General features: G+C 68.6%; 12 protein-coding genes. 5 read left to right on the top strand and 7 right to left on the bottom strand.

Annotated features, from left to right (window positions below; all coding sequences use genetic code 11):
• The 6 genes from brxD to ACZ62B_RS20270 all read right to left on the bottom strand — a co-directional run bounded on the left by brxD (nucleotide 1) and on the right by ACZ62B_RS20270 (nucleotide 13339).
• A complete protein-coding gene (brxD, locus tag ACZ62B_RS20295) occupies nucleotides 1–1320 on the bottom strand; it encodes a BREX system ATP-binding protein BrxD (RefSeq protein WP_469691526.1) in 1320 nt (439 codons plus the stop codon).
• Entirely contained in the window at nucleotides 1317–4286 is a 2970-nt protein-coding gene (gene pglZ, locus ACZ62B_RS20290; RefSeq protein ID WP_469691524.1) for a BREX-2 system phosphatase PglZ, read from the bottom strand. The genes brxD and pglZ overlap by 4 nt, the downstream gene beginning before the upstream one ends.
• Nucleotides 4283–8191, bottom strand: a complete 3909-nt coding sequence (locus ACZ62B_RS20285; protein WP_469691522.1) for a BREX-2 system ATPase PglY family protein — start codon at nucleotides 8189–8191, stop codon at nucleotides 4283–4285. The genes pglZ and ACZ62B_RS20285 overlap by 4 nt, the downstream gene beginning before the upstream one ends.
• A gap of 305 nt (nucleotides 8192–8496) precedes the next feature.
• Nucleotides 8497–12156, bottom strand: a complete 3660-nt coding sequence (pglX, locus tag ACZ62B_RS20280) for a BREX-2 system adenine-specific DNA-methyltransferase PglX (protein WP_469691520.1) — start codon at nucleotides 12154–12156, stop codon at nucleotides 8497–8499.
• Between the two features lie 134 nt (nucleotides 12157–12290).
• The gene (locus ACZ62B_RS20275; protein ID WP_469691518.1) at nucleotides 12291–12500 is read right to left on the bottom strand and encodes a DUF397 domain-containing protein; all 210 of its coding nucleotides are present in this window, start codon (nucleotides 12498–12500) and stop codon (nucleotides 12291–12293) included.
• Complete coding sequence (locus ACZ62B_RS20270) at nucleotides 12497–13339, bottom strand: helix-turn-helix domain-containing protein (protein WP_469691516.1); 843 nt, start codon at nucleotides 13337–13339, stop codon at nucleotides 12497–12499. The genes ACZ62B_RS20275 and ACZ62B_RS20270 overlap by 4 nt, the downstream gene beginning before the upstream one ends.
• A 133-nt stretch (nucleotides 13340–13472) precedes the next feature.
• On the opposite strand from ACZ62B_RS20270, the gene ACZ62B_RS20265 reads away from it, so the two are divergent.
• Together ACZ62B_RS20265 and ACZ62B_RS20260 are read left to right on the top strand one after the other, a co-directional pair.
• Nucleotides 13473–13820, top strand: a complete 348-nt coding sequence (locus tag ACZ62B_RS20265) for a hypothetical protein (RefSeq protein ID WP_469691513.1) — start codon at nucleotides 13473–13475, stop codon at nucleotides 13818–13820.
• On the top strand, nucleotides 13817–14104 hold the full coding sequence (locus tag ACZ62B_RS20260; RefSeq protein WP_469691636.1) for a hypothetical protein: 288 nt from the start codon (nucleotides 13817–13819) through the stop codon (nucleotides 14102–14104). The genes ACZ62B_RS20265 and ACZ62B_RS20260 overlap by 4 nt, the downstream gene beginning before the upstream one ends.
• A gap of 26 nt (nucleotides 14105–14130) precedes the next feature.
• Here the strand turns inward: ACZ62B_RS20260 and pglW are convergent, their stop codons facing one another.
• Nucleotides 14131–18762, bottom strand: coding sequence for a BREX system serine/threonine kinase PglW (gene pglW / locus ACZ62B_RS20255; RefSeq protein WP_469691511.1), 4632 nt, complete (start codon nucleotides 18760–18762; stop codon nucleotides 14131–14133).
• 198 nt (nucleotides 18763–18960) lie between these two features.
• Between pglW and ACZ62B_RS20250 the strand changes: the two genes are divergently transcribed.
• The 3 genes from ACZ62B_RS20250 to ACZ62B_RS20240 all read left to right on the top strand — a co-directional run bounded on the left by ACZ62B_RS20250 (nucleotide 18961) and on the right by ACZ62B_RS20240 (nucleotide 21307).
• On the top strand, nucleotides 18961–20085 hold the full coding sequence (locus tag ACZ62B_RS20250; RefSeq protein WP_469691509.1) for an AAA family ATPase: 1125 nt from the start codon (nucleotides 18961–18963) through the stop codon (nucleotides 20083–20085).
• A 2-nt stretch (nucleotides 20086–20087) separates the two neighbouring features.
• Entirely contained in the window at nucleotides 20088–20747 is a 660-nt protein-coding gene (locus ACZ62B_RS20245; protein ID WP_469691507.1) for a DUF4276 family protein, read from the top strand.
• Between the two features lie 74 nt (nucleotides 20748–20821).
• Nucleotides 20822–21307: a hypothetical protein gene (locus ACZ62B_RS20240; RefSeq protein ID WP_469691505.1), complete on the top strand. Its 486-nt coding sequence runs from the start codon at nucleotides 20822–20824 to the stop codon at nucleotides 21305–21307.
• The last annotated feature ends 63 nt before the right edge of the window (nucleotides 21308–21370 follow it).

Below are 21370 nucleotides of genomic sequence, written 5' to 3'. Positions count from 1 at the left end.
TCACAGAGGGAGTTCGACGTCGTCAGCCGAGCCTGCCGCGGCGTTCCTCTCGGTGCCGGTGAGCTCGGATTCCGTGACCGTGAGTGCGTAGTGCTTGCGCGGATCGAAGTCCTCGAACTGTTCCACACGGTCGAGGATGTCGCCCACGAGTTTCTTGAGGAAGAGCCGTGGTGCGATGCCGACCTTGCCCCCGAGACTTCCCGCCACGGCGCGCGCGAGGTCGGTCACGTAGAAGTCGTCGACGACTCCGCGTACGCGTTCTGCGGCTTCTCGTTCGGTGCCTGAGGCGTAGATGTCCCGGACCCTGCCGCCGAGTTCGGTCAGGGATTCCACGGTGAAGCCGGGGAGCCTGAGCTGGACGGCGCGCGGGTTGTCGAAGCGGGCGTCGGTGGTGAAGTCGGTGGCCAGGCGTTGTGCGAGCGGTGCCAGCCGCTGGACGCCCTGTGGTCCTTCGAAGAAGGCGGGTGTGCCGGTGATGAGGAGGTAGAGGCCGGGGAAGCGCCCGGAGTGCACCTCGTCGATGAGCTGGCGCAGTGCGTTGAGTGCCTTGTCCCGGGCGTCCGAGCGGACTCGCTGCAGGGTCTCGACCTCGTCGAGGACGAGGAGCAGCCCGGGGTGGCCGGAGTCCTTGAGGACGGTCAGCAGGCCCTGGAGGAAGCCGAGGGCTCCGAAGTGGTCCAGGTCGCCGCGGACGCCTGCGCTTCGGCGGGCCGCCGCGGCGACGTGGGGCTGTCCGCCGAGCCATGCGAGGACGGAGTCGGCGGTGGCGTCGTCGCCCGCTTCCTGGGCGCGCCGGTAGCCGCGCAGGGCCGTGGCGAACGCCGGTGCGACGCGGGAGACCTCGGCGAGGCGTGCGGTGAGGAGGCCGTCCACGGCTTGTGGCAGTTCGTCGTCGGTGGCGCCGGCGGCGAGGGCGTCCTCTTCCAGGGCGTAGAACCAGGCGTCGACGACCGGTCGGAAGGCGCTGGGCGGGAAGGTGCTGGTGGCGAGGCGTTCGGTGAGCCGCCGGTAGACCGTCTCCAGTTTGTGCAGGGGTGTCTCGTTCTCGGAGACCTGCACTTCGGCGACGGCGAAGTTGCGCTGCTTGGCGCGTTCGGCGAGCCAGCGGGTGAAGAAGGTCTTACCTGAGCCGTATTCGCCCCGTACGGCCTTGAACACGGCCGACCCGGTGGCGACCGCGTCGAGTTCCGCGTCGACCGCGGTTTCGAACCGGCCGAGGCCGACCGCGAGGACTCCGAGCCCGGTCTCGGGTACGGCGCCCCGGCGCAACGCGTCGATCAGTCGCAGGCGGCGTTCGGGACTGATGCCCTGGAGTGTCACGTCCGTGCTCCGCCTGTCGTGTCGAGGCGGAACTGCCGTCGCAGCAGTGGTACGTCGAGCCGGAGGGAGCGCCCGTTGTCGGTGAGGGTGAGGACCTCCGCCTGGTCGTAGTTGAGTACGCGTTGCAGTGTGGCGGCGAAGCCCGCGGCGCGTGTGGCGCGTTTCCCGGCGCGTTCGGCGACGACGGTGACCGGCAGGATTCCGTGCGCGTCGACGAGGGCCTGGACGGCCTTCGCGACGGTGTCGAAGTCCTCGGGGCGCGGCAGTGCGCCGAGCTGGGCGCTCATGATGTCGGATGCTCGCAGCGCCTCGGTGAGCTGTTCGGCTGCCGAGGCGGGGGCGGGCTGTGGGGGTGCGGCCGTCTCGGTCGGCTCGGCCGTGCTGACCTCATCGAAGGACAGCAGCGCTCCCTGGCCAGTCTCGTGCTCGGCGGCCTGCTGTTCTTCCGCCTTCTTCCGCAGTTCGGCGGCCGAGGGGGTGCGCCTGGCCGGCGGCGTGACGCCCGGAGCCTGTGTGGCCGGGACCTCGGTGCCGGTGACGGCGTCCTCTTTAAGGGACCACCAGGAGGGCCGCTGGGGGCCGAGCTCGCGCCAGCCCTTGGGTACGGGTGCGCCGTAGGGGGCGAAGGCCAATACGGGGATGGCGGCTTCGGCGAGGGCGACGCCGCCGTGGTATCCGGCCTGCCGGTTTCCGTAGCGCAGTCCGGTGTCCCACAGGGCGGTGATGCGTTGTCCTTCGGCGACGACGCGCCGTCCGGTGAGGACGGTTTCGCCGCGGCCGGCGGGTGTGGTACCTCGGCGGTGCCGTGCGGAGAGGGCGTCGGGGACGTTCTCCTTGTCGGTGCCGTGGTCGATGACGTGTCCGTGGTCGGCGGTGATGACCAGGGCGCGACCGGTGGTGCGGGCCTGGGCCAGCAGTTGTTCCATGCCGAGGAGTTCGTTCAGCTGCCAGTGGGACATGGCCCGGTCCTCGCCGAGGCGGTCGTCGATGGTGTTGACGACGACGGCGACGTGGGTGTCGGGGTCGGCGAGTGCCTCGGCCAGTTCGCTGCCGAGGGCGTGTCCCGCGTCTCCTCGCAGGTCCGCCTTGTGGAAGAGCCGGACGTCGGCCCCGCCCCAGAAGCGGTGTGCCGCGAAGCGCCTGCGTTCCTCCTGCTGGTCGATCTCGGTGAGTTCGCCGGCGAAGAGGGAGCCGCGGGAGGTGCGGGTGATCGTGGGCAGTGCGGCGAGCATGCCGCGCCGTCGCCGGTCTCCCGCGGTGTCGGCCACGGGGTCGTATTCCGCCCAGGACCGGGTGCGCAGTTGTTCGGCGAGGGCCGCGGCCACGGCGGCGCTCGCCCCGTCGAGTACGACGAGGAGGAGCGGCGGGTTTCCGGCGCTCGACGGGCGGGCGGGTTTGACGACCGGGGCGAGGACACGGCGGGCGAAGTCCTCCACGACGAGGGCGTCGCGCGGTGCGGCGCCGCTGCGGGTCTCCTCGGCGAGGCGGGCGGCGAACGCCTCGTCGAGGGTGTGCCGCCGGGCCCGTACGACGGTGCTCAGTGCGGCGAGCGCGCCGGGCAGTTCCGGGTGGGTGTGGTCGCCGTCGGTGATCCAGCCGTGGGCGAGGTCGACCCATCCGTAGGTGGTGATGTGCTGCTGCACCGCCTCGGCCGCGGTGGTGAATGCGGTGACCGGAGGCCGGCCGAGCCAGTGCACGAGCCGCTGTGCCATGCGGACCCGGGTCATCGTCGCGCGGTGGCTCGCGAGCCGGGACAGCTCGTGCTCGGCCAGGTGGTCGACGGCGCGCTTCAGGTCGCGGATACGCCGCTCGGCCGGCGCCTTGTCCGGACGGGAGGGGACGCAGGCGGTGAGGGCGCGGGCGACGGCTCCGTAGCGCGCCCGTTGCCCGGTTTCGAGCAGGTCGCTGGCGGCGGCCGCGTCTTCTGCCCCCATCTCGCGGATGAGGGCGTCGGCGCGGGCCATGAGGGCGCGGGGGTCGGGACCCGGAAGCACCGGCTCGTCCTCGGTCACGTCCGCGGAGCGGGCGGTCAGCAGGACCCGGACGTAGTCCTCGGTCTCGGCACCGAAGGCGGCGAAACTGTCGTCGTCGAGTCGCCGGCCGCCGAACTTCAGTTCCGCGCGGCCACGGGCACGGTCCACGCCCGCCGGCGCCTTCTCGCCCCAGAGAGCGGCGCACACCAGTCCCATGGGCACCGCGTCGGCGCCGTTGCCTGCCTCGAAGAGGGCGAACAGGGCGGTGAGCGCCTGGTGTGCCCGAAGGCCCACCCGGTCGGGGTCGGCGAGCCAGGACGCGAGTCCGCGACGCTCCTGGTCACGCAGCGAGGCGACACGTTCGACCGCGCCAGGGGCGAGGGACCAGGCCATCAGGGCGTGCAGGTCGAGCCGGTCGGGGTCGAGCCGGTGGGCGGCGGTGGACAGCCGCCCGGCGGCGAGCCGGGACAGGGCGGTGTCGCGGGAGAGGACCGTACCCGGGGTCTTGGGCCAGCTCTCCTGGCCGGCGGCGTCGATGAGGGCTTCGGCGGCCCAGCTCTCGGCGGTCAGGCGGGGGTCGAGGTCCACCGCGCCGAAGAGGCGGCGGACGACGGCCCAGGACTCTATGGGGTAGACGCGGTTGCGGTAGACGCGGGCGAGGAGGCCGGGGCCGAGGTCGGCTTCCTCGACGTCGGTGAGGACGGCGAGCACGTCCCGCTCGCCGGTGTCGGTCCGCTCCCATCCGGTGAGCGTGTCCAGCACGGCGAGCGGTGAGACGGCGGTGGCGATGTGCGCGGTCCGGCCGCCGCCGAGCGGCAGCAGGCGGGGCCCGTTCCAGTGCGGCTCGGCGCGGATGAGGACGATGCGGGGCTCGCCCTCCGTGAAGGAGCGGGCCTCCAGGACCTGGACGACCGCGGCGGGGTGCGCGGGCCGGGGCCGGGACCGCCCGGTGCCGTGCCCGGGCGGCGGAGCGGTGGTGCTGTGCGTGCTCACGGCTGGTCGATCACCTGCCACGTGACCTGGATACGGGCGTGCGGGTGGGCCTCGGCCACGTCGGTGAGTTCCGTCCGCAGCCGGTCGACGGCGTCCGCGGCCTCCGCTTCGTACTGTCCGTACGGCTGCTCGGGGACGGTGGCGGACACGCCGTTGCCGTTGCGGCCCGGGGTGCCGTGGTCGTCCAGGGGGAACCGGTTCGGGGAGGGGACCGGCGCCGGGCCGGGCTGCGGGGTGGCGGGGGGCGCGGGCGGCGGGGTCTGTGCGGCGTTGGCGCGGCGCAGGATCGCGGTGAGTTCCCTGGTCGTCTTCTCCAGCGCGGTACCGAGGACGGCCGTGTTCTCGTCCGCCCGTGCGGTGCCGTGCAGGGAGTCGAGTACGGCGCGGGTCTCGGTGGCGTACGGTTCGCGCACGTCGCGAGCCATGTCGTAGACGCTGGACCAGGGGACGCCGGCCAGTGCGCTGATGACGGCGGGCGCGCTGGACAGGGACTTGCCGATCCGCTCCTGTCCGGCCCGGTCGCCGGTGTCGGCACCGGCGAGGAGGGTGACGACGGCAAGCGGGTCGTGCCGGTCGGCTTCGGCGAGGTCGTCCACGAGGACGGCTGCCCGGCGCGCGGTGCCGAGGCGGCCCTCGTCGTCGTCGGTGTCCAGGCCGAGGTAGCCGGCGTGCGTCTCCAGCTCGTCGACGAGTTTCCGCGCCGCGGTGCGCAGCTGCGTGGCGCGTGCCCGGACGCGGTCGCTGAACTCGGCGATGATGCGGGCCCGGCGCATCGGCGACAGCGGGGCTTCACCGAAGATGAGTGCCGCGCGTTCGACGGCCTCGTTCCACGCCTCCTCGGTGGGGCGTTCCTGGGCCCGCAGGCTGTAGACGGTCTTGAGGGCGGTGGGGTCGGCGACCTCGACGGGCCCGTCGTGGTAGGTCCACACGCGGTCGGTGCGCTCGGCGTAGGCGCACAGCACCAGGTGGGCGAGGACCGGGTCGAGGCCGTACGGGAGGGGCTCGTCGATCCACTCGAGGAGGGTGCGGACGGGGATGTCCTGGTCGTCGTAGGCGGTTCCGGCCTTCTGCCCGAAGTGTTCCTCCCAGTGCCGGCCGAGCTGGAAGCGTGCCTCGAACATGGTGCCCAGCTTCAGGCCCTTCTGACCGGCGATGCGGGCCATCAGCGGGCGGTCCTTCGGGCGGATCTCGACGACGTCAGTGCCTTCGTCGGAGGCGGTGCGCAGATAGCCGAAGACGGTCTTGACGTCGGCCGTGCGCACCGACAGCTGCTCGCCCTGCGGGTCGAAGTCGGGGTGGGCCGGGTACTGGTGGGCGAGGGCGCCGGAGATGATGCGCCGCGCCGCGTCGTACAGCGACTGGTTGTACTCCAGGACGATCGCCTGCATGTCGGGGACGGGCAGGATGTGCTCGTCGTAGCCGCCGACGACCGCCGGGTCCTTCGGCAGGAGGCCGTAGGCCTGCTTGAGGGCGTTCCGTACGGTGCTGGACAGGCGGCGGTGCTGGTTGCGCAGGGCGTCCTTGGCACGTTCCCGATCGTTGGGGCTGAGGTGTCCGGCGTAGGAATCGAAGCGCTGGCCGTTGAGGACGTAGTCGATGATGACCAGCCGCTGGAACTTCAGGTAGGTGGCGTGCGTGAAGTGCGCGGGGATCCAGCCGATGGTGAGGATCTCGTCGTGGTCGGGGAGGTTCTTGAGCCGCATGATGCGGTCGCGGTCCTCGGCCTCGCCGTAGACGTCGTCGAAGGGCATGTCGACGATGAGTCGCCAGCTGCCCGGCTGGCGCGGCTTGACCTTGTCGTCGTCCAGGGTGTTGGCGTCGGCGAGGTTGCCGAAGAGGATCTCCGCGGACCGCCGGGAGCCGCGCCAAGACAGGTTGAGCTGCTCGTCGAGCTGGCCCTGGCTCACTCCCAGCTCCTCCCACAGCATGCGCTTGAGGAGGCCGCGGCGGTTGGCCGGGTTGTTGTTGGTCTGGGCGCGGGTGACGATCGACTCGTAGTCGACCCCGACGAGCTCCAGCGAGATCCCCGCGTCGGGTCCCTCGGTGTACTTGATCTCACCGAACTCGTCGGCCCACTCCTTGGCCTTCTTCGCGACCTCCTTGGCCTCGAAGCCGCGCACCCTGGAGGTGACGATGCCGTGGTTGAGGGCGGTGAGCCGCTTGACGGTGAGGTTCTGGAAGGCGGGCACGGACGGCACGAGGGCGGACAGCAGCAGGGTGCCCATGAGCCGGTTGTCGACGATGAACGACTCCATCCGGCCGCGTACGGCGGGGTCGAGTCCGTCCGGGTCGCGCCGGTACGCCTCGGTGTCGTCCAGGGTGAGCTCGTACCGGCCCAGCAGGTAGGGCTGGAGCTTGTTCTTGTACAGCTCCTGCGCGGACCGGAACTGCTCCCGCAGGGTCTGGGTGAAGGGGTCGCTGCCGCCCCGGTACAGCACCTCGTAGAGGTCGCCGAGGGGGACGAGCTGGCCCAGACGGAGGGTGTCGCGCTGGTCGAACAGCATCTGTCCCATGAGCTTCAGGCCGGTACGGGAACGGGACAGCGCCTCGGCGACCCGTACCAGGGTGTCCATGAAGGCCGGCGAGAACGGGAAGGCCCGGCGGAAGGCCTCCTCGTCCGCGGTCGTGATGTCCTTGCTGTCACCCAGCAGCGCGTCCCACACGTCGGGCTTGACGCGCTTGATGTTCGCGAAGGCCTGGTCGATGCGGGCCTGCGCGTCGGGCACGTCCTCGCGGGGCTTCAGCAGCCGCGCGTGCGCGATCGCCGGCAGGTCGCTGTCGGGCAGCGGGATCGTGCGGAACCGGTCGTCGGCCAGGGAGAGGGTGTCCTGGATGGACACCTCGGCCGAGCCGAGCACGGCCTCGTCGCCGACCAGGTCCCGCAGATCACGCTGACGGGCGATGAAGGAGATCACCGGGATGGCCCGGCGGGCGTCGCTGCCCTCCACGAAGTTCGTGATCTTCGCGGCCTGCTCGGAGACGAACTTTTCGTCCCGGATGTGGTTGGCGAGCCACAGGATCAGCTCGTCGAGGAAGAGGACGAGCGCGTCATACCCGAGGGACTTCGCGTGCGCGGCGATGATGCCGAGGCCACGGTCGAGGGAGACGAACGCCTGCCGGTCCTCGGCGGCGTCCTGGAAAAGCCCCTTGAACCAGGTAGAGAGGGCGTCGGAGACCAGCTTGGCGCGCAGCCCGCCGGCGGTGACGGGCTCCTGGTGCCACTGGGGATCCACCTCGTTGAGGATCTTCGCGTCCATCTGCTCGGCGGCGAGCGCGGTGTCCAGCTTCTCGGTGGTCCAGAAGACCGAGTCGCCCCACTTGTCCTGGGCGTCACCGCCCGGCAGTCCGTCGATGAACGCCTCGTCGCCCATCCGCTCCCGGTGACTGCGGATGTTCTCGAAGAGTGCGTCCGTGCGGTAGACCTGCGGGATCGAGGCGTCGGGGTGGAGGCGGCGGATGTGCTCGACGTACCCGCCGAGCACCTTCTGCTCCAGCGACTTGCCGTCGAGCATGTGGAAGGGCAGCAGCAGGAACTTCGTACTGTGCAGCCAGGCGTGCTCGCGCATGGCCCCGGCGAACTTCTCGAGACCGCGCACCCTGAGCGCCGCCCGCTCCTGGATGCCGAGCAGCGCGGCCAGCACCGCCATGAAGTGCGACTTGCCGGAACCGAAGGAACCGTGGAGGTAGGCGGCCTTCGAGCTGCCGCTGGTCAGCCCGGCCTCGATGAGTGACAGGGCCTCCCCGAACCGCTCCACGAGGCTGTCGGTGAGGACGTACGCGTCCAGCGCCTTCGAAAGCTCCTCGTCGCTGCCCAGCGCCTCGGTGAGCTTCAGGACGAAGCTCTCGTGACTGACGGTGGGGATGTCGATGACCTCACGCAGCAGTGGCTGGGTGGGGTGTGCCATCGCGTACTCCTCGTGTGTCCCGTTGTCGCCCGCTCGGCCGTCCGGGCGCCGGTCCGAGCGGCGCTGCCGCCGCTCTCGCCGGGCCGTCCGTCCCCTGCTTCGGATTCCGCGCGCCCCGGCCCACTGGACCGGCGTCCTTGTCTGCCGCACGGTCTGCGCACGGCACACCGGACCCCGGACCCGCCCGGCCCGCGTCACCCGAACGCCTCAGCGTAACGTGCGGGGAGCACGGATCTGCCGGGTTTGCGGGGGTGGGCGGGGTCCGGGCAGGGTGGTGGGTCTGGCGGGGCCCTGCGAAGGGGTGGCTACTCCTTCGCCTTCGCGTTCTTCGCGCTCTTCCCGCCGGCGGGCTTGGCCGCGGCCTTCTTCGCCGCCTTACGGGCCGGGCGCCAGGCGCGCAGCTCCTCGTCGGTGACCGCGAACTCCTCCTCCCGCTGCCAGTCCAGCAGCGCCTCCTCGAACATGCCGGCGTCCTCGGGGTGCCACTGCCTCAGCCACGGCAGCAGCTCCAGCAGGCCGGCGAGGTACGGGATGAAGTCCTCTCGCTCCCAGTTTCCGGAGTTCGCGCGGTTATCGATGGTCTCGGTGAGGGCCGCGGCCTGCTCCAGGTGGTCCCAGCCGCCCCAGCCCAGAACTTCGATCGCCGGGTTGAGGGTGCGGCTGTAGGAGATGAACCGCTCCTTGGGCACGTCGAGACCACCGCGCTGGGCGGCGTAGGAAGCCTTGCGGAAGTCGGCCGTCGTGTACTTCGGCGGTACGGGAGTACCGTCCCTGATCTCCATCGCCTTCAGGTGATCCCCGGCGGCGGTGGCCGCGTCCTCCTCCCGCTGCCACTCCCAGACCTGCTCCCACACCTCGCGCTTCTTCTTGTGCGCCGCCTCCGTGTAGCGCAGGGCGGCGAGGAACGGCACGTGCTGGTCCTCGACCAGCTTGGGGACGATCGCCGACAGCTCCTCGCCGGGTGCGTAGAGCGCGGCTACGGCCACGAAGTCGTGGTCATGGGTGAGGTCGTCGACCAGCTCGGGGAGGGAACGGGTTCGGGGACGTTCCGTTCCGTCGTAGTCCGTCTCGTACCAGAGCTCCCGGCGCTCCATGCGCGCGAGCAGCCATTCCTTGAGCGCGGCCTGCTGCTGGTCTTCCCAGCTGTCGGTGAGCCAGCGACGCTTGTATTCGGGGCGCTCGATGAGCCCGATCACGGAGGAGTTCTTCATGGCTTCGAGGCGGCGGCGGACCGTCTCCTTGTATGCCTCGGGCCATTTCGCCGGGACCTCGCTGATCATCTTCGACTTGTGGCGCCGGAACCACTCCGTCTTGACGCCCTGCTCCTTGACCCGCTTACCGAGGTCGATCTCGAAGGCTCGTTGACCAAGGGCGAGGCCTTCGGCAGGGAGGGCGTTCTCAGGTGCGGTGAGGTCGTCGTGCAGGCCGTAGATGCCGTAGACCTCCCAGTCCAGTTCTTCCTGAACTGCGATCATCCGGGCACGGATTCGGTGCCATTCCGTTTTTGCCTGTGCCAGGGATTCGGCCGTGGGCGGCTTCTCCGGGTCGGCTGCGACGGTGGAGGGGGTTACGGCGGCGAGCTGTTGGGCGAGGGTGTCTAGCTCGGTTGCGCGGGCAATCGGATAAGCATACGGGAGAGGAAACTCGGAAACATTTTTCCCGTTGAACTCATAGAAGTCTTCGAATGGGATTGTATTTTGCCTGGCCCCCTGCGAGTCCACCGTACTGCCCTTACAGTGACACATCTGCTTGAGCCAGAAGCATGCCGCCGATGAATTGAGAATTCCTGCAATTTCAAAAAAATCGCCCGGTTTTGCATCTTTGTGCAATTTAACTACAAGTGCACTGTTTTTAAACGCGCCGCCATCCCTCTCGATGCTTGCATGATTGTGGGTGGCTACAAACGAGAGAGATATAGCCCAGTCATGGGCCTCCAAGTCCTGTGGCACTTGGCTCCACTCGTACCACTTCCTACCATCCTTGAAGTAACTCCGCTTTGAGAAAGTTGCCCGATTACCCAGAGTGGTCCGTGTAGGCCATAGCCATTTATATGCGGCGCTACCCGCATGCAGACCCAAGAGCTCCCTTGATTCGTCGTAGGGGAAGAACCCGGAGACCCCTCCGGTCAAACCCCAGTCCCGCACTTGATCGCCTAGGTAAAGATGGACGACTAGACCGTCACTACAATTTCTGCGCTTCCACGCTGAACTCTCGGCGACCATAGCTTCATCAGCGTTCGTCTTCCCGAACGTACCAACCCGGTAAGATCGCTGCTTTAGCTTCTTTCCTTCAGTTGCCTCAATTTCTTGGACCGCTTCCAGTCCCCCGTCCGCGAGAATCCATGGATGCTTTCCAAAATATCGGTCGCGACTGAGATCTCCCACCGACACCCATTCGCTTCTCGACCTCGGCTGGTCAATTTGATCGACGATTGCGCGCCAAACCACTCCCTGGGTTGGATCTTTCGGCGTTCCCGGCTCCCCCTGCACACTACGCACCGTCCGAACAGTTGTTGCGCCGAGCTTTGCCGCACGCCTCCTACCCACCATAATCACGGTAGGGGTTCCGTGATGCGGGATATATGAACCTGAAGTGTCAATCACCTCGGTCAGATCTACTTCACTAGCCAGATACTGTTCAACGATCTTCTCGCCGAACTCTCGCTTCATAAATCCGTTGGAAACAATTTGCCCAACCCAGCCTGCCCCAACTCCGTACTCATCTCCTCTTTTCGCGAGCTCAAAGAAACGCTCAATAAAGGGTACTGTCAGCTGATACAGACCCGAGCAGTATTTGTACATTTCTCGGTACGATAGGTTCAACTCCTTATCCTTCACTTGAATATAAGGAGGATTTCCTACTACTACGTGATAGCGGCCGGGAGTTAGAATATCGAGATATGCAGACTCATCCTCTGTCGAGAAGACAAAAGACTCACCTTCACCCCCGCCGGAGCGAATGTCAAAAATCTTCTCCTGCCTCCTCTTAAGTAGAGAATCACCTACAGCGATATTGATTGGCCATTCATAATTCGCCGCTTCGCTGAGCCTCTTGAGTTCCGCTGCTTTGAGTCCAGCAATCAGAAGTCGGAACCTAGCAATCGCAACGGCGAATGGGTTGATATCGACTCCATGCACTGACTCCATCGCCCTGCGCACCCGGTCGTGCAGATCGACACTTGGAGCATTACGCTCCCACTCGCCAAGGATCCGATGAAAGGCTCCCAGCACGAAATGCCCTGAACCACATGCTGGGTCAATGATCTTAATCGACTCGTATCCGAACTCCCGAGTAGCAGGAGTCAGCGAGCGATCCAGGATGAATTCCTCCACAAATTCAGGGGTCTGGAACAGAGCATACCGCTTGCGCGCATCCGCAGATAGGAACTGATAAAGATCCCCTAGGAATCGGGTATCCCAGTCAGGGTCTTCGAAATCATGGACAATGCGCATATATCCATCCGAGGACTCCTCATGAAGGCGCCAAAAGTCGATTACCTTCTTTGCGCCCTCGTGAGACAGCGGAATCTGATACAGCGGGTTAGTGCTCTCGTCAAAGAGAAGCCGCCCAGCCTGCGAAGAAGCAATATCATTAAAGGAAGTGAGCAACCAGTCCCTATGAGTATGGGCGGCATTTTCAGCAATAAATACACTATGGCTTTCCTGTGCATGAGTCAGACGCTCCGCCGATGGGGCTGAAATATATGGTTCAGCTAGGAGCTGATTATCCTCGCAAAATCGAACAAATACTGTCCCAAGCAACCACGCCACCGCTGCTTGCGTTACTCTCTCTCCAATCCATTCGGTAACTGACGCGCCTGTCCGCTTCGCCCTGAACGCGCTCTTGTACTCGGTACGTAGACGTTCGGCAACTTGAGGGAACCTTCCAATCTGGTCTTGGAGGTCTCTCTCAATGTCAACGAGCTGCTTCTGCAGGTCTTCACGCAGTCGCTTGCGATCAATCACTGATTCCACCAACAGTCGAGTTGTTTGGTCATGGAAGGCGCTCTTTTGGCGCACGGCCTCTATTGGACCACGGCGAAGCCCCGTCTCTCAGGTGAGTGACGGGGCTAGCGCAGGCTGTGAAGGGGTACTCAGCGCTAACCGACCATCCCCTTCTTGACGGCTGACACGAAGGACGCCCAGCCCTCGACCTCAAAAATGATGGCTGGTCCTTGAGGGCGCTTGCTGTCACGGACAGGCATCAAGCCAGGGAAGCCTTCTGCGATCTCGACGCAGTTCCCCCCTTCACCATTGGTGTATGACGACTTGCGCCATACCGCGTTACTCAGGTCGAGCGGGGTGGTCATGGTTTCGGCAAGTCCTCCGCCACCGATTCGATCAGAGTGAGGGACGCCTCCGGTGGCAATGCGGCAGCCCTGGCCAGATCGTATGACGTTTGGTATCGCTCAACCAGTACCGGATCGTCGACGAGTTGGCCACTGTGTGGCCCCTCTACGTAGGCGACGGGTGGTGCGTCCCTGAAGGTCATGAGAGATACCACCCCCATCATGAAGGTGTGAGGCCCTGCCTCGTATGGATGGACCTGGATCAACACGCCACGGGTACCAGCGAGCTCTGCAAGCCAGGCCAACTGCTCAGCCATGACATCCGCTCCTCCAACTGGCACGCGCAGGGCTGCCTCATGAACGATCTCCCACAGCAGAGGTCCTGCGGAATCGTCCAGAATCTGTTGCCGCTCGACGCGGGCGCGCACGTACCCCTCCACCTCGTCCGTTGACGCGTAAGGCAAGGTGGCCCGCGTCAACGCCCGCGCATACGCCTCCGTCTGCAACAACCCCGGCACCAGCATCGGCGCGTACTCGCTGATCGTCTTGGCCCGGGTCTCCAGCTCCGCCGCGTCCGCGAAGTAGTCGGCGTGCTTGGACTTGCGGGCCAGTTCGCACAGGCGCTGGAAGTGCTCACCCGTGCCGAGGACCTCGTCCAGGAGCCGGGACAGGTCCGGCTGTGGACGCCTGGTCGCTGACTCGAACTGGCCGATGTACGTGCCCGAGCAGAAGACCCGCTCGCCGAGCTGGTCCTGCGAGAGGCCGGCGGCCTCGCGGGCCCGGCGGAGTTCACTGCCGAAGAAGGTCCTCGGCGAGGTGAACGGGTCCATGTCCTGGTTGCGGTTCTGTCGGCCGGCCATCGGCTGTGCCCCCTTGCGGTGTCCGTGTGCGCACCCGCCAACTCCGCGGGGCCAAGTGCCGCTCACTGCCCGCAACTCCGTTGCTGGCACGCGACCTCTACCGAGAGTAGCCCCACATCAGCACGCTGTAGGCATGAACAGCAACAATCACCCCTTCCCCACCCGGACCGAACACCCCCTCCCGACCGTCCCCTTCGCCTATCCGTTCCCGGACAACCCCCTCGCCTCCGCGCTCGCCGTCTCCGACGAGCTCAGTGCCGCCCTCGCCCTGCACGGCATCACCCTGCCGTCCCTGGGACCGGATCTGGCGTCCTGCACGACGTCCACCGTGCACCGCCCGCTTCTGGAACTGGGCCGGGTGAACCTGTCCACGGCCCACCGCCTGACCGCCGTACTCACCGACGCGGCGGACGCGCGCAAGGCGGCGGCCCGCCCGAGCACTGGCGACGGCAACGGAACCGGCGGCGGCACGGACCGGTGACCGCATCCCCACCCGGCCCCCTCCCGGGCCCGGACACGGCCGCCCTGCCTCCGCCGCCGGCCGCCGGAACGGTCGTCGTCGACGAGCGGACGGGTCGGACCGGGGTGGTCATGGACCACGTCGGTCCCTACCTCCAGCTCCGGCCGGTCGGCGGCGGCCGGGAGTGGGACGCGGCCCCGGCACGGGTCCGCGTCGCCTCCTCCGCCGAGCGGCTGCGTGCCTCCGTGGCCGCCGCCAACGCCCGGAGCCGGGCCCTTCCGCCCGACCCGGCAGGGCGGGGCTGACCCAGGGCACGGGCAGGAGCAGGCGGTTACGCCGCCTGCTCCTCCCCCGGGTCGTTGACGACCCATGCGTGGTTGAGGCTGATCCACTCCTCGCGGTCCTCGATCGACACGGTCGCGGCGTCCAGCCGTGGCCCGAGGGTCGGGTCCGTGAGCGGGCTGAGCAGCCAGAGGCCACGCCCGTCCGGGCCGCCCCGCCGTGCCAGGTCGGCGAGCCGCTGGAGGACGCCCATGCCGCCGTAGCGGGCCATGACATAGGCGTCGTGCAGGAGCAGCGGGCGGCGGCCCGCCGCTGCGCCGTCCTCCCCCGCCCTCGCCGTGCCGGGGCCCGCCGGAACCTTCAGGGAGGCCAGGATGTCCTTCTCCACATCGCGCCACGCGGCGGCCGTGTACTCACCGAACTTCATCGCGTCCCGCGAGCCCGGTTCGGCGTTGTCCGCCTCCAGGATGGTCTCCCAGGTGGGCCGGGGGCGGGCCTCGACGAGGCGGCGCAGGGACGCCAGGAAGAGTGCGCTGACGTCGACGGGCTCGGCCTGCCACTCGCGCCCCTGCTCGATGAGGGTCCGCAGGGCGAGGCGCTGGTCGTCGAAGCGGACGGTGAGGACCCGGAAGCCGGGACGGCCGCCGGACTCCAGCAGCTGGGCCCTGGCCTTGAGCCGGGCGCGCTGCTCCGGGTCGCGTGCCGTCCAGTGGTCGGTGTGGCTGACCCGGCTGACCCGGCTGGGGCGTCGCTGCGTGACGACCGAGGTGACGTCGCCGCCGCCGGCGGTCTCCCGCCTGGGGACGAACCAGCCGCGCGGGCGCTTCCGGTTCGTCCGCCACTCCAGCTCGAAGCCGGCCTGCCGCAGCAGGCGGCCGAGCAGGACGCGGTCGTCCGGGAGGCGGCCGGACAAGTCGGGGAAGCGGGCGCGGACCCGGTCGTGGATCTGCTCGACGGTCAGGCCGTCCTGCTCGTCGTCCGGCGTGCCCGCGAGCGGCAGCAGCAGGCCGGCCTGGGCGAGGCGGAGGGCGCGCACCGGTTCCAGGGACCGGGCGTAGATTTCCAGACGGGCGTTGGCGGCCGCGTCCTGGGAGGCCGCGGCGGCCAGGGTGACCATGCGGGCCTCGTCCATGGTGATCTGTGCCTCGGGCCAGCGGGTCCGGAAGGCGGCGTCGGCGGCGACGATCACTTCCAGCACGGTGCCGGGGCCGGCGAGGGTGTCGCGTGCGGCCAGGGTGTCGGCCGCCTTGCCGAGTCGGTCGGCGTAGTTGAGGAGGGCGGGGGCCGAGGGCGTGTCCGGGGCGTCCCTGTCCTCGTCGACCTCCAGGGCCAGCATCATCCGGTTGTCGCCGGTCTCGCCGTGGCGGCGGCTGCGCATACGGCGCGGGGTCATCCCCCAGTCGACCTCCCAGGCTGCTCGTACGGCGGCCGTGCCGAGGGCGCGCCGCACCGCGGGGTCGGACTGGGAGGTGCCGCGGCGGCCGATCAGGGCTTCGGCGAGTTCGGTCGCCGAAGCGACCCGGCCCAGGGTGGCGAGTATCTCGACGACCTCGTCGCGCAGGGCGACGAGTGCCGGGTCCTTGGCCCAGCGTTTGCGCTGGGCGCCGAGGATCTGAGCGATGCGGCCCTCGGTGACCTGGTCGGTGGTGAGCGGGGCGACCGACTTGTTCAGGGGCCAGCTGGGCAGTCCCTCGGGCAGTCGGCCCTCCTCGTCGGGGAGGCGCAGCAGTAGCCGTACCGTCTCCACCTCGGTGGCGTTGCGCCCCCGGGGTGCCGGTTTGGGCACCATGAGGGTGACCAGGGCGTCGAGGGAGAGGCGGCGCAGGGGGAGGTCGCTGCCCTCTTCGCGCTGCTCGGAGCGTGCCTCGGCGATCTCCTCCGCGGAGTCGCCGCGCTCGGCCGGGGAGAGCGGGGAGGGCTGGCGGACGTCGAGGGCGAGGCGCCACTGCTTGATGCGGCGGTTGATCTCGTCGCGGGTGCGGGCGCCGAGGCCGGGGCGGTTGACGAGTCGGCGGGTCGAGTAGTCGAGGAGGTCGCCGACGGTGTGGACGTCCAGGCCGTTGAGGAAGGAGACCGCGCGGAGGGACAGTCCCGCCACGAGGAGTGCGGTGTCGCGGCCGGCCTTGGCCGCGGCCTCCTCCCGGGCGTCCTCGTCCGCCGCGGGGTCGAGGGGCGGTAGCTCGCCGACGGGCAGCGCGGCGGCCGAGGAGGTGGTGTCCTCGGGGTGACCGCCGGATCGGCCCTGGACGGGCAGGTCGGCGAGAGCGAAGACGCGCTGCCAGGCGCGCTGCATCTCCTTCAGGTCGGGGAACCGCTTGCGGTGGTCGCGGTGCAGGGCACGCTCAAAGAACTCGGTGAGACCGTCCCGGAGGGCCGAGTCGAAGGCCTCGGAGGCGATCCTGGGGTGCGGCCACTGCTTGGGGTCGGTCTGGCGTGGGAGGACGGAGCCGTCGCCCCACTGGGGCAGCTCCCCGGAGGCCATCTCGTGGAGGGTGACGGCCAGGGCGTACCACTCGGCGTGGGCGTCGTAGCGGCCCCGGGTGATGTTCTCGACGAACGGGTCGAGGTAGCCCTCGGTGCCGGCCCGGACGGCGTCCACGTCGAGGCCGGCGAGGGAGAAGTCGAAGAGGACCAGTTGCCGGGTGCCGTTGGGGCGGACCCGGATGGCGATGTTGTCGGGCTTGAGGTCGCGGTGCCACACGCCTTCGCCGTCGAGGAAGTCGACGGCGGCGAAGAGGTAGGTGGAGTACGTCTCCAGCTGGTCGGTGAGAAGCGGGCCCCGCTCGCGCAGCTGGCGGGCGACGGTGCGGTCGCCCGCGTGGTCGAGGACGAGGACGGTGCGCGGGCCGATGCGGATCGGTTCGGGCAGGGCGGGGTGGATGACCTTGGAGTCGTTGCGCAGCTTGGACAGGACGTCGGCCTCGCGGCGCAGTGCCTCGGCGTACTTGTCCTTGCGGGCGATCTTGAGGACGACCGGTGCCTTGTCGCGTTCGAGGTCCTCGGCGAGCAGGGCGCGGGAGGTGGAACCCTGGCCCAGGCTGCGCTTGATGCGGAAGCGGCGGCCGACGACGTCGCCCGGGGTGGCCTCCAGCGGGTCGCCCTCCTCGCCCTGGGTTTCGAGGGCCGGTTGCGGCTCGGGCTTCGTGGGCCTGAGTCCCTGTTCGACGACGTCGAGCCACTCCAGGAACTCCGCGGCGGTGCGGATGCGGCGGTGCGGGTCGAAGGCCGTGGCGTCCAGGATGATCTGGTCGACGTCCTTGGTCAGGCCGTCGGCCACGGCGGAGGGCACGAGCCCGCGGCCCTGTTCCAGCCTGGCGCCCAGTTCGGCCTGGCTGCTCGCGGGCGGCCTGCCGGTGAAGATCAGGTAGCCGAGTACTCCGAGCCCGAAGACGTCCAGGGCGGTGGGATCCGGGGACTTGGCGGTCACCTCGGGGGCGAGGTAGGGGTCGGCGACCTCGGAGACGTATGCGGCGAGGTTGTTCGACGGGATTATCTCGTGTCCGCTGCTCAGGCTGGAGCCGGAGCCTCCCGCGGCGCCCTTGGTGCGGGGACGGCGGACCGCCGTCTGCCATTCGGCGATCTGGAGGACCGGGTTGAGCCAGCGGTCCTCCTCGTTGCCGGTGCCGGTGCGCGGGCCGGGCAGGACGTGGACGGCGCGGGCGTGCAGGGCGCGATGGAAGAGGAGGTGCCGGTGCGCGTAGTGGACCGTTTCGGCCAGTCGGCGCAGGAGGGCGGCCCGTGCCTGGGCGTCCAGCTTCGCACCGTACTGGAGGAGGTAGTCGTCCAGGCGGAGCGTGCGCGGGTCGTAGGCGTACAGGAGGGCGGGACCGGCGCTGTGGCCGTTCTCGTCGAAGTTCTCCAGGGCGACCAGGCCCGGGTGCCTGAGGCCTTCCAGCGCTCGCGCCTCGCGTTCGGCGGTGTGGCTGATGGACTCGCGGGCCTGCCGGTCCGCTCCGCGTTCGCGCAGGTAGATGCGTACGCGGCGGGTCTTGCTCAGGGAGTCGTGGCGGCCGAGGTAGTCGGCCCAGTTCGGCCCGGTGTCGAAAGGAGTGCGGTCCAGACGGTAGGTGCCGACGTGGAACTCCGCGTCGGAACGGCCGACGCCCACCTCGGCCAGGAGCTTGCCCAGCCCGCGGGAGAACTCGCGGTCGATACCCGACTTGACGTCACGCGCGGGGCGCTGGAGCTCGGCAAGGACGTCGTCGAGCCCACTGTGCCCGGCCTTGCCGAAGACGCCCGCCCGGTCGTTCGGAGCGAGGCGGATGCGCAGTCCGGGATCGGTGAAGAAGATCAGTTCCTGGATGTACGGGACATGGCGCCGGGGGTCGGTCTTCTGCAGGGCGTCCTTGAGCAGGCCCTTGAGTTCCTTCGCCTTCTGGTTGGCGAGGTGACGGGGGTTGCGGTGGATGCGGGTGCGGTCGCCGGGGAGGGTCTGCACCCAGCTCGCTCCCGAGGAGGTGACCGTGCCCTGCCAGTTCTTCAGTTCCACCAGGAAGAGACCGGCCGGGGCGGCGACCAGCAGGTCGACCTCACGGACATGGCCGCTGTGCGCGGTGAAGGTGAAGTTCGACCAGGCGCGGTAGGGCTCGTTGTCCGGGAGCCTCTCCTTGAGATACAGCAGTCCGCTGCGTTCGTGCTGGAACTGCGACTCGGTGACAGTCGTCCACCTGCCGTCTCGCATGACCGCGACGCCCCTTTCCGTATCTCGTCGTCTCGCCTGTTTCCTGCCGGTGGCCGGATCACAGCAGGTGGTCCAGCCTATCGGCCACTGCCGACGGGCCAGAAGCATGTACGGCAGGCTGTGGACAACAAGCGCAACAGATCATCTGTTGGCCGGCTGCTCCGCATGGGCCCGGGTCCCTGACCTAGGGTTGTGGCCATGCCGTCGTACAAGCTCTCAGAGGTGACCTTCGAGGGGTATGCCTCCATCCGATCCAGCACGTTGGAGCTGGGCGATGGCGTGACCGTGCTGGTGGGCGCCAACGGGGCGGGCAAGAGCAACGTCGTCGGCGCGCTCGAACTGCTGGGGTGGATGGCGGACGGTGACCTGGCGCTCCAGGTGGGTATCCACGGCGGCGCCCAGGCCCTGCAGTTCGCTGGGCGCGGCACCGACAAAGGCATTCGGCTGAAAGTCAGCGCCCCTCCCTACCGCTATGAGGCGCATCTCGTTCCCGCGGCGAACGACAGCTTCGTCTTCGCCGAGGAAAAGGGGCACTTCCACGAGCCGGGCCCCGGCCTTCCGATGGAGGAGAGCTTCGGCCGCGGACACCGCGAATCGCTGCTGCGGCAGAAGGAGGAGGAGCAGCTCTCCCGCCTGGCGGGCCCGGTGAGGCGTATCCTCGCCGGCTGCCGTGTCTTCCATTTCCAGGACACCAGCCGTGAGGCGCCGGTCAAGCAGTTCGGGTACGCGGCGGACAACGAGGCGCTGCGGCCGGATGCGGCGAACCTCGCGGCCTTCCTGTTGCGGCTGCGCGAGGGCGAACCGAAGTCCTACCGGCGCATCGTGCGGGCCATCAAATCCGTGGCGCCGTTCTTCCGGGACTTCCTGTTGAACGAGGAGCCGGGCGGGAGGATCCGCCTGCGCTGGATGCAGGAGGGGGTCGACGCGGTGTTTCCCGCGGAAGCACTGTCGGACGGCACCTTGCGGTACATCTGCCTGTGCGTCCTGCTCCTCCAGCCCGACCCTCCGGCCCTCTTCACACTCGACGAGCCGGAGCTCGGGCTGCACCCGTACGCGATCGTCCAGCTGTCGGACATGCTCCGGTCGGCCGCCGTGCGCAGTCAGATCGTGATTGCCACGCAGTCCGTGACGCTTCTGAACCAGTTCTCGCTCGCTGACATCGTGGTGGTGGAGCGTGAGGAAGGAGCGACGGAACTGAGACGTCCGGCTCCCGAAGAACTTCAGGGGTGGCTGGACGACTACTCCCTCGGGGAACTGTGGGAGAAGAACGTACTGGGTGGCAGGCCGTCGCCGGAGCTGCCGTTGCGGGGCCGCCCGGAATGATCATGGTGGGGGTGCTGTGCGAGGGGCAGACCGAAGAGAACATGGTCAACGACTTCCTCGCGCGCGAACTGGCGGAGTACGGCATCTGCCTGGTGCCGACCATCCTGACGACCCGGATGCCGGCGGGTGGTGCCGCGGGCAAGGGCGGAGTCAGCAAGTGGGCAAAGATCGAGAGGGACTTGCACAAGCTGCTGGCCTCCACTCACTGGGCGGCGGTCACCACTCTCCTCGACTACTACGGCCTGCCTCAGGACAGTCCGGGAATGTCGGACCGGCCGGCGGGCTCGGCCGTGGACAAGGTGACCCATGTCGAGCGGCGCCTCGCGGAGCACATGGGTCATCCCCGCTTCCTTCCCCATGTCGTCCTGCACGAGACGGAGACCTGGGTCTTCGCCGCGGCGGAGCAACTCGGGGACTGGGCCGATGATCCCGCCCTGGCCCATGAGCTCAGACGTCAGGCCGATCTGGCCGGAGGGCCCGAGAATGTGAACGACAGGCCTGAGACCGCACCCTCCAAGCGGATCCTCAAGCTGTACCCGAGGTATGTGAAGACGCAGGATGGCCCGGTGGCGGTCATGGAGCTGGGCCTGGCCGCTCTGCGAGCCGCCTGTCCCCACTTCGACGAGTGGATCGCCAAGTTGCTGGGCCTCACGCCACGCTGACTTCACGGGGCACAGGTCAATTCGCCATCCGTCCGAGTTGACCGACCGCGAGGTCATGGCCAAGGATCTCGGCCATGTCTCCCGCTGCCCGTTCCTCCCGTGGTTCCTCCGCCCTGCGGTTCGGCCGGTTCGCGGCGATGGGTACGGTCGCCGCGCTGATCCTGATCGCGGGTGTGTGGGCGTCGTGGGGTACGGCGCAGCACGCGATGCTGACGAAGGGGCGTGAGCGCGGCACGGTGGAGGTGACGCGGTGCGGCGCGGAGACGTGCACGGGGCCGTACACGCCGTTGTCGCCGGGGTCGCAGCCGCGTGCGGAGGTCGTGCTGGAGGACTCGGTGGCCGTGGCGGAGGGGCGGACGTACCCGGTGGTGCTGAAGCCGGGCGGTACGGACGCCGTGCATGCGGGTCCCGCCGGGATCCTCCACGCGTGGGTTCCGCTGGGCGGTGCGCTGCTGCTGACGTCGGTCGTCGTGGCGGGCGGTCTGCTGCGGACACGGGCGGCGTGGGTGCTGGCGCTGTCGGGGACGGCGCTGCTGACGGCGGCTTTCCTGACCGTGTAGGACGAAGCCGTACAGGACGAAGCCGCGCAGAACAAACGGAACAAAGGGGTGCCCCCGGCCGTA

The organism is Streptomyces sp. NPDC053426 (genome assembly GCF_055585405.1).
The sequence above is the reverse complement of the archived record's forward strand: the minus strand, read 5'-3'. Positions and strand labels throughout refer to the sequence as shown.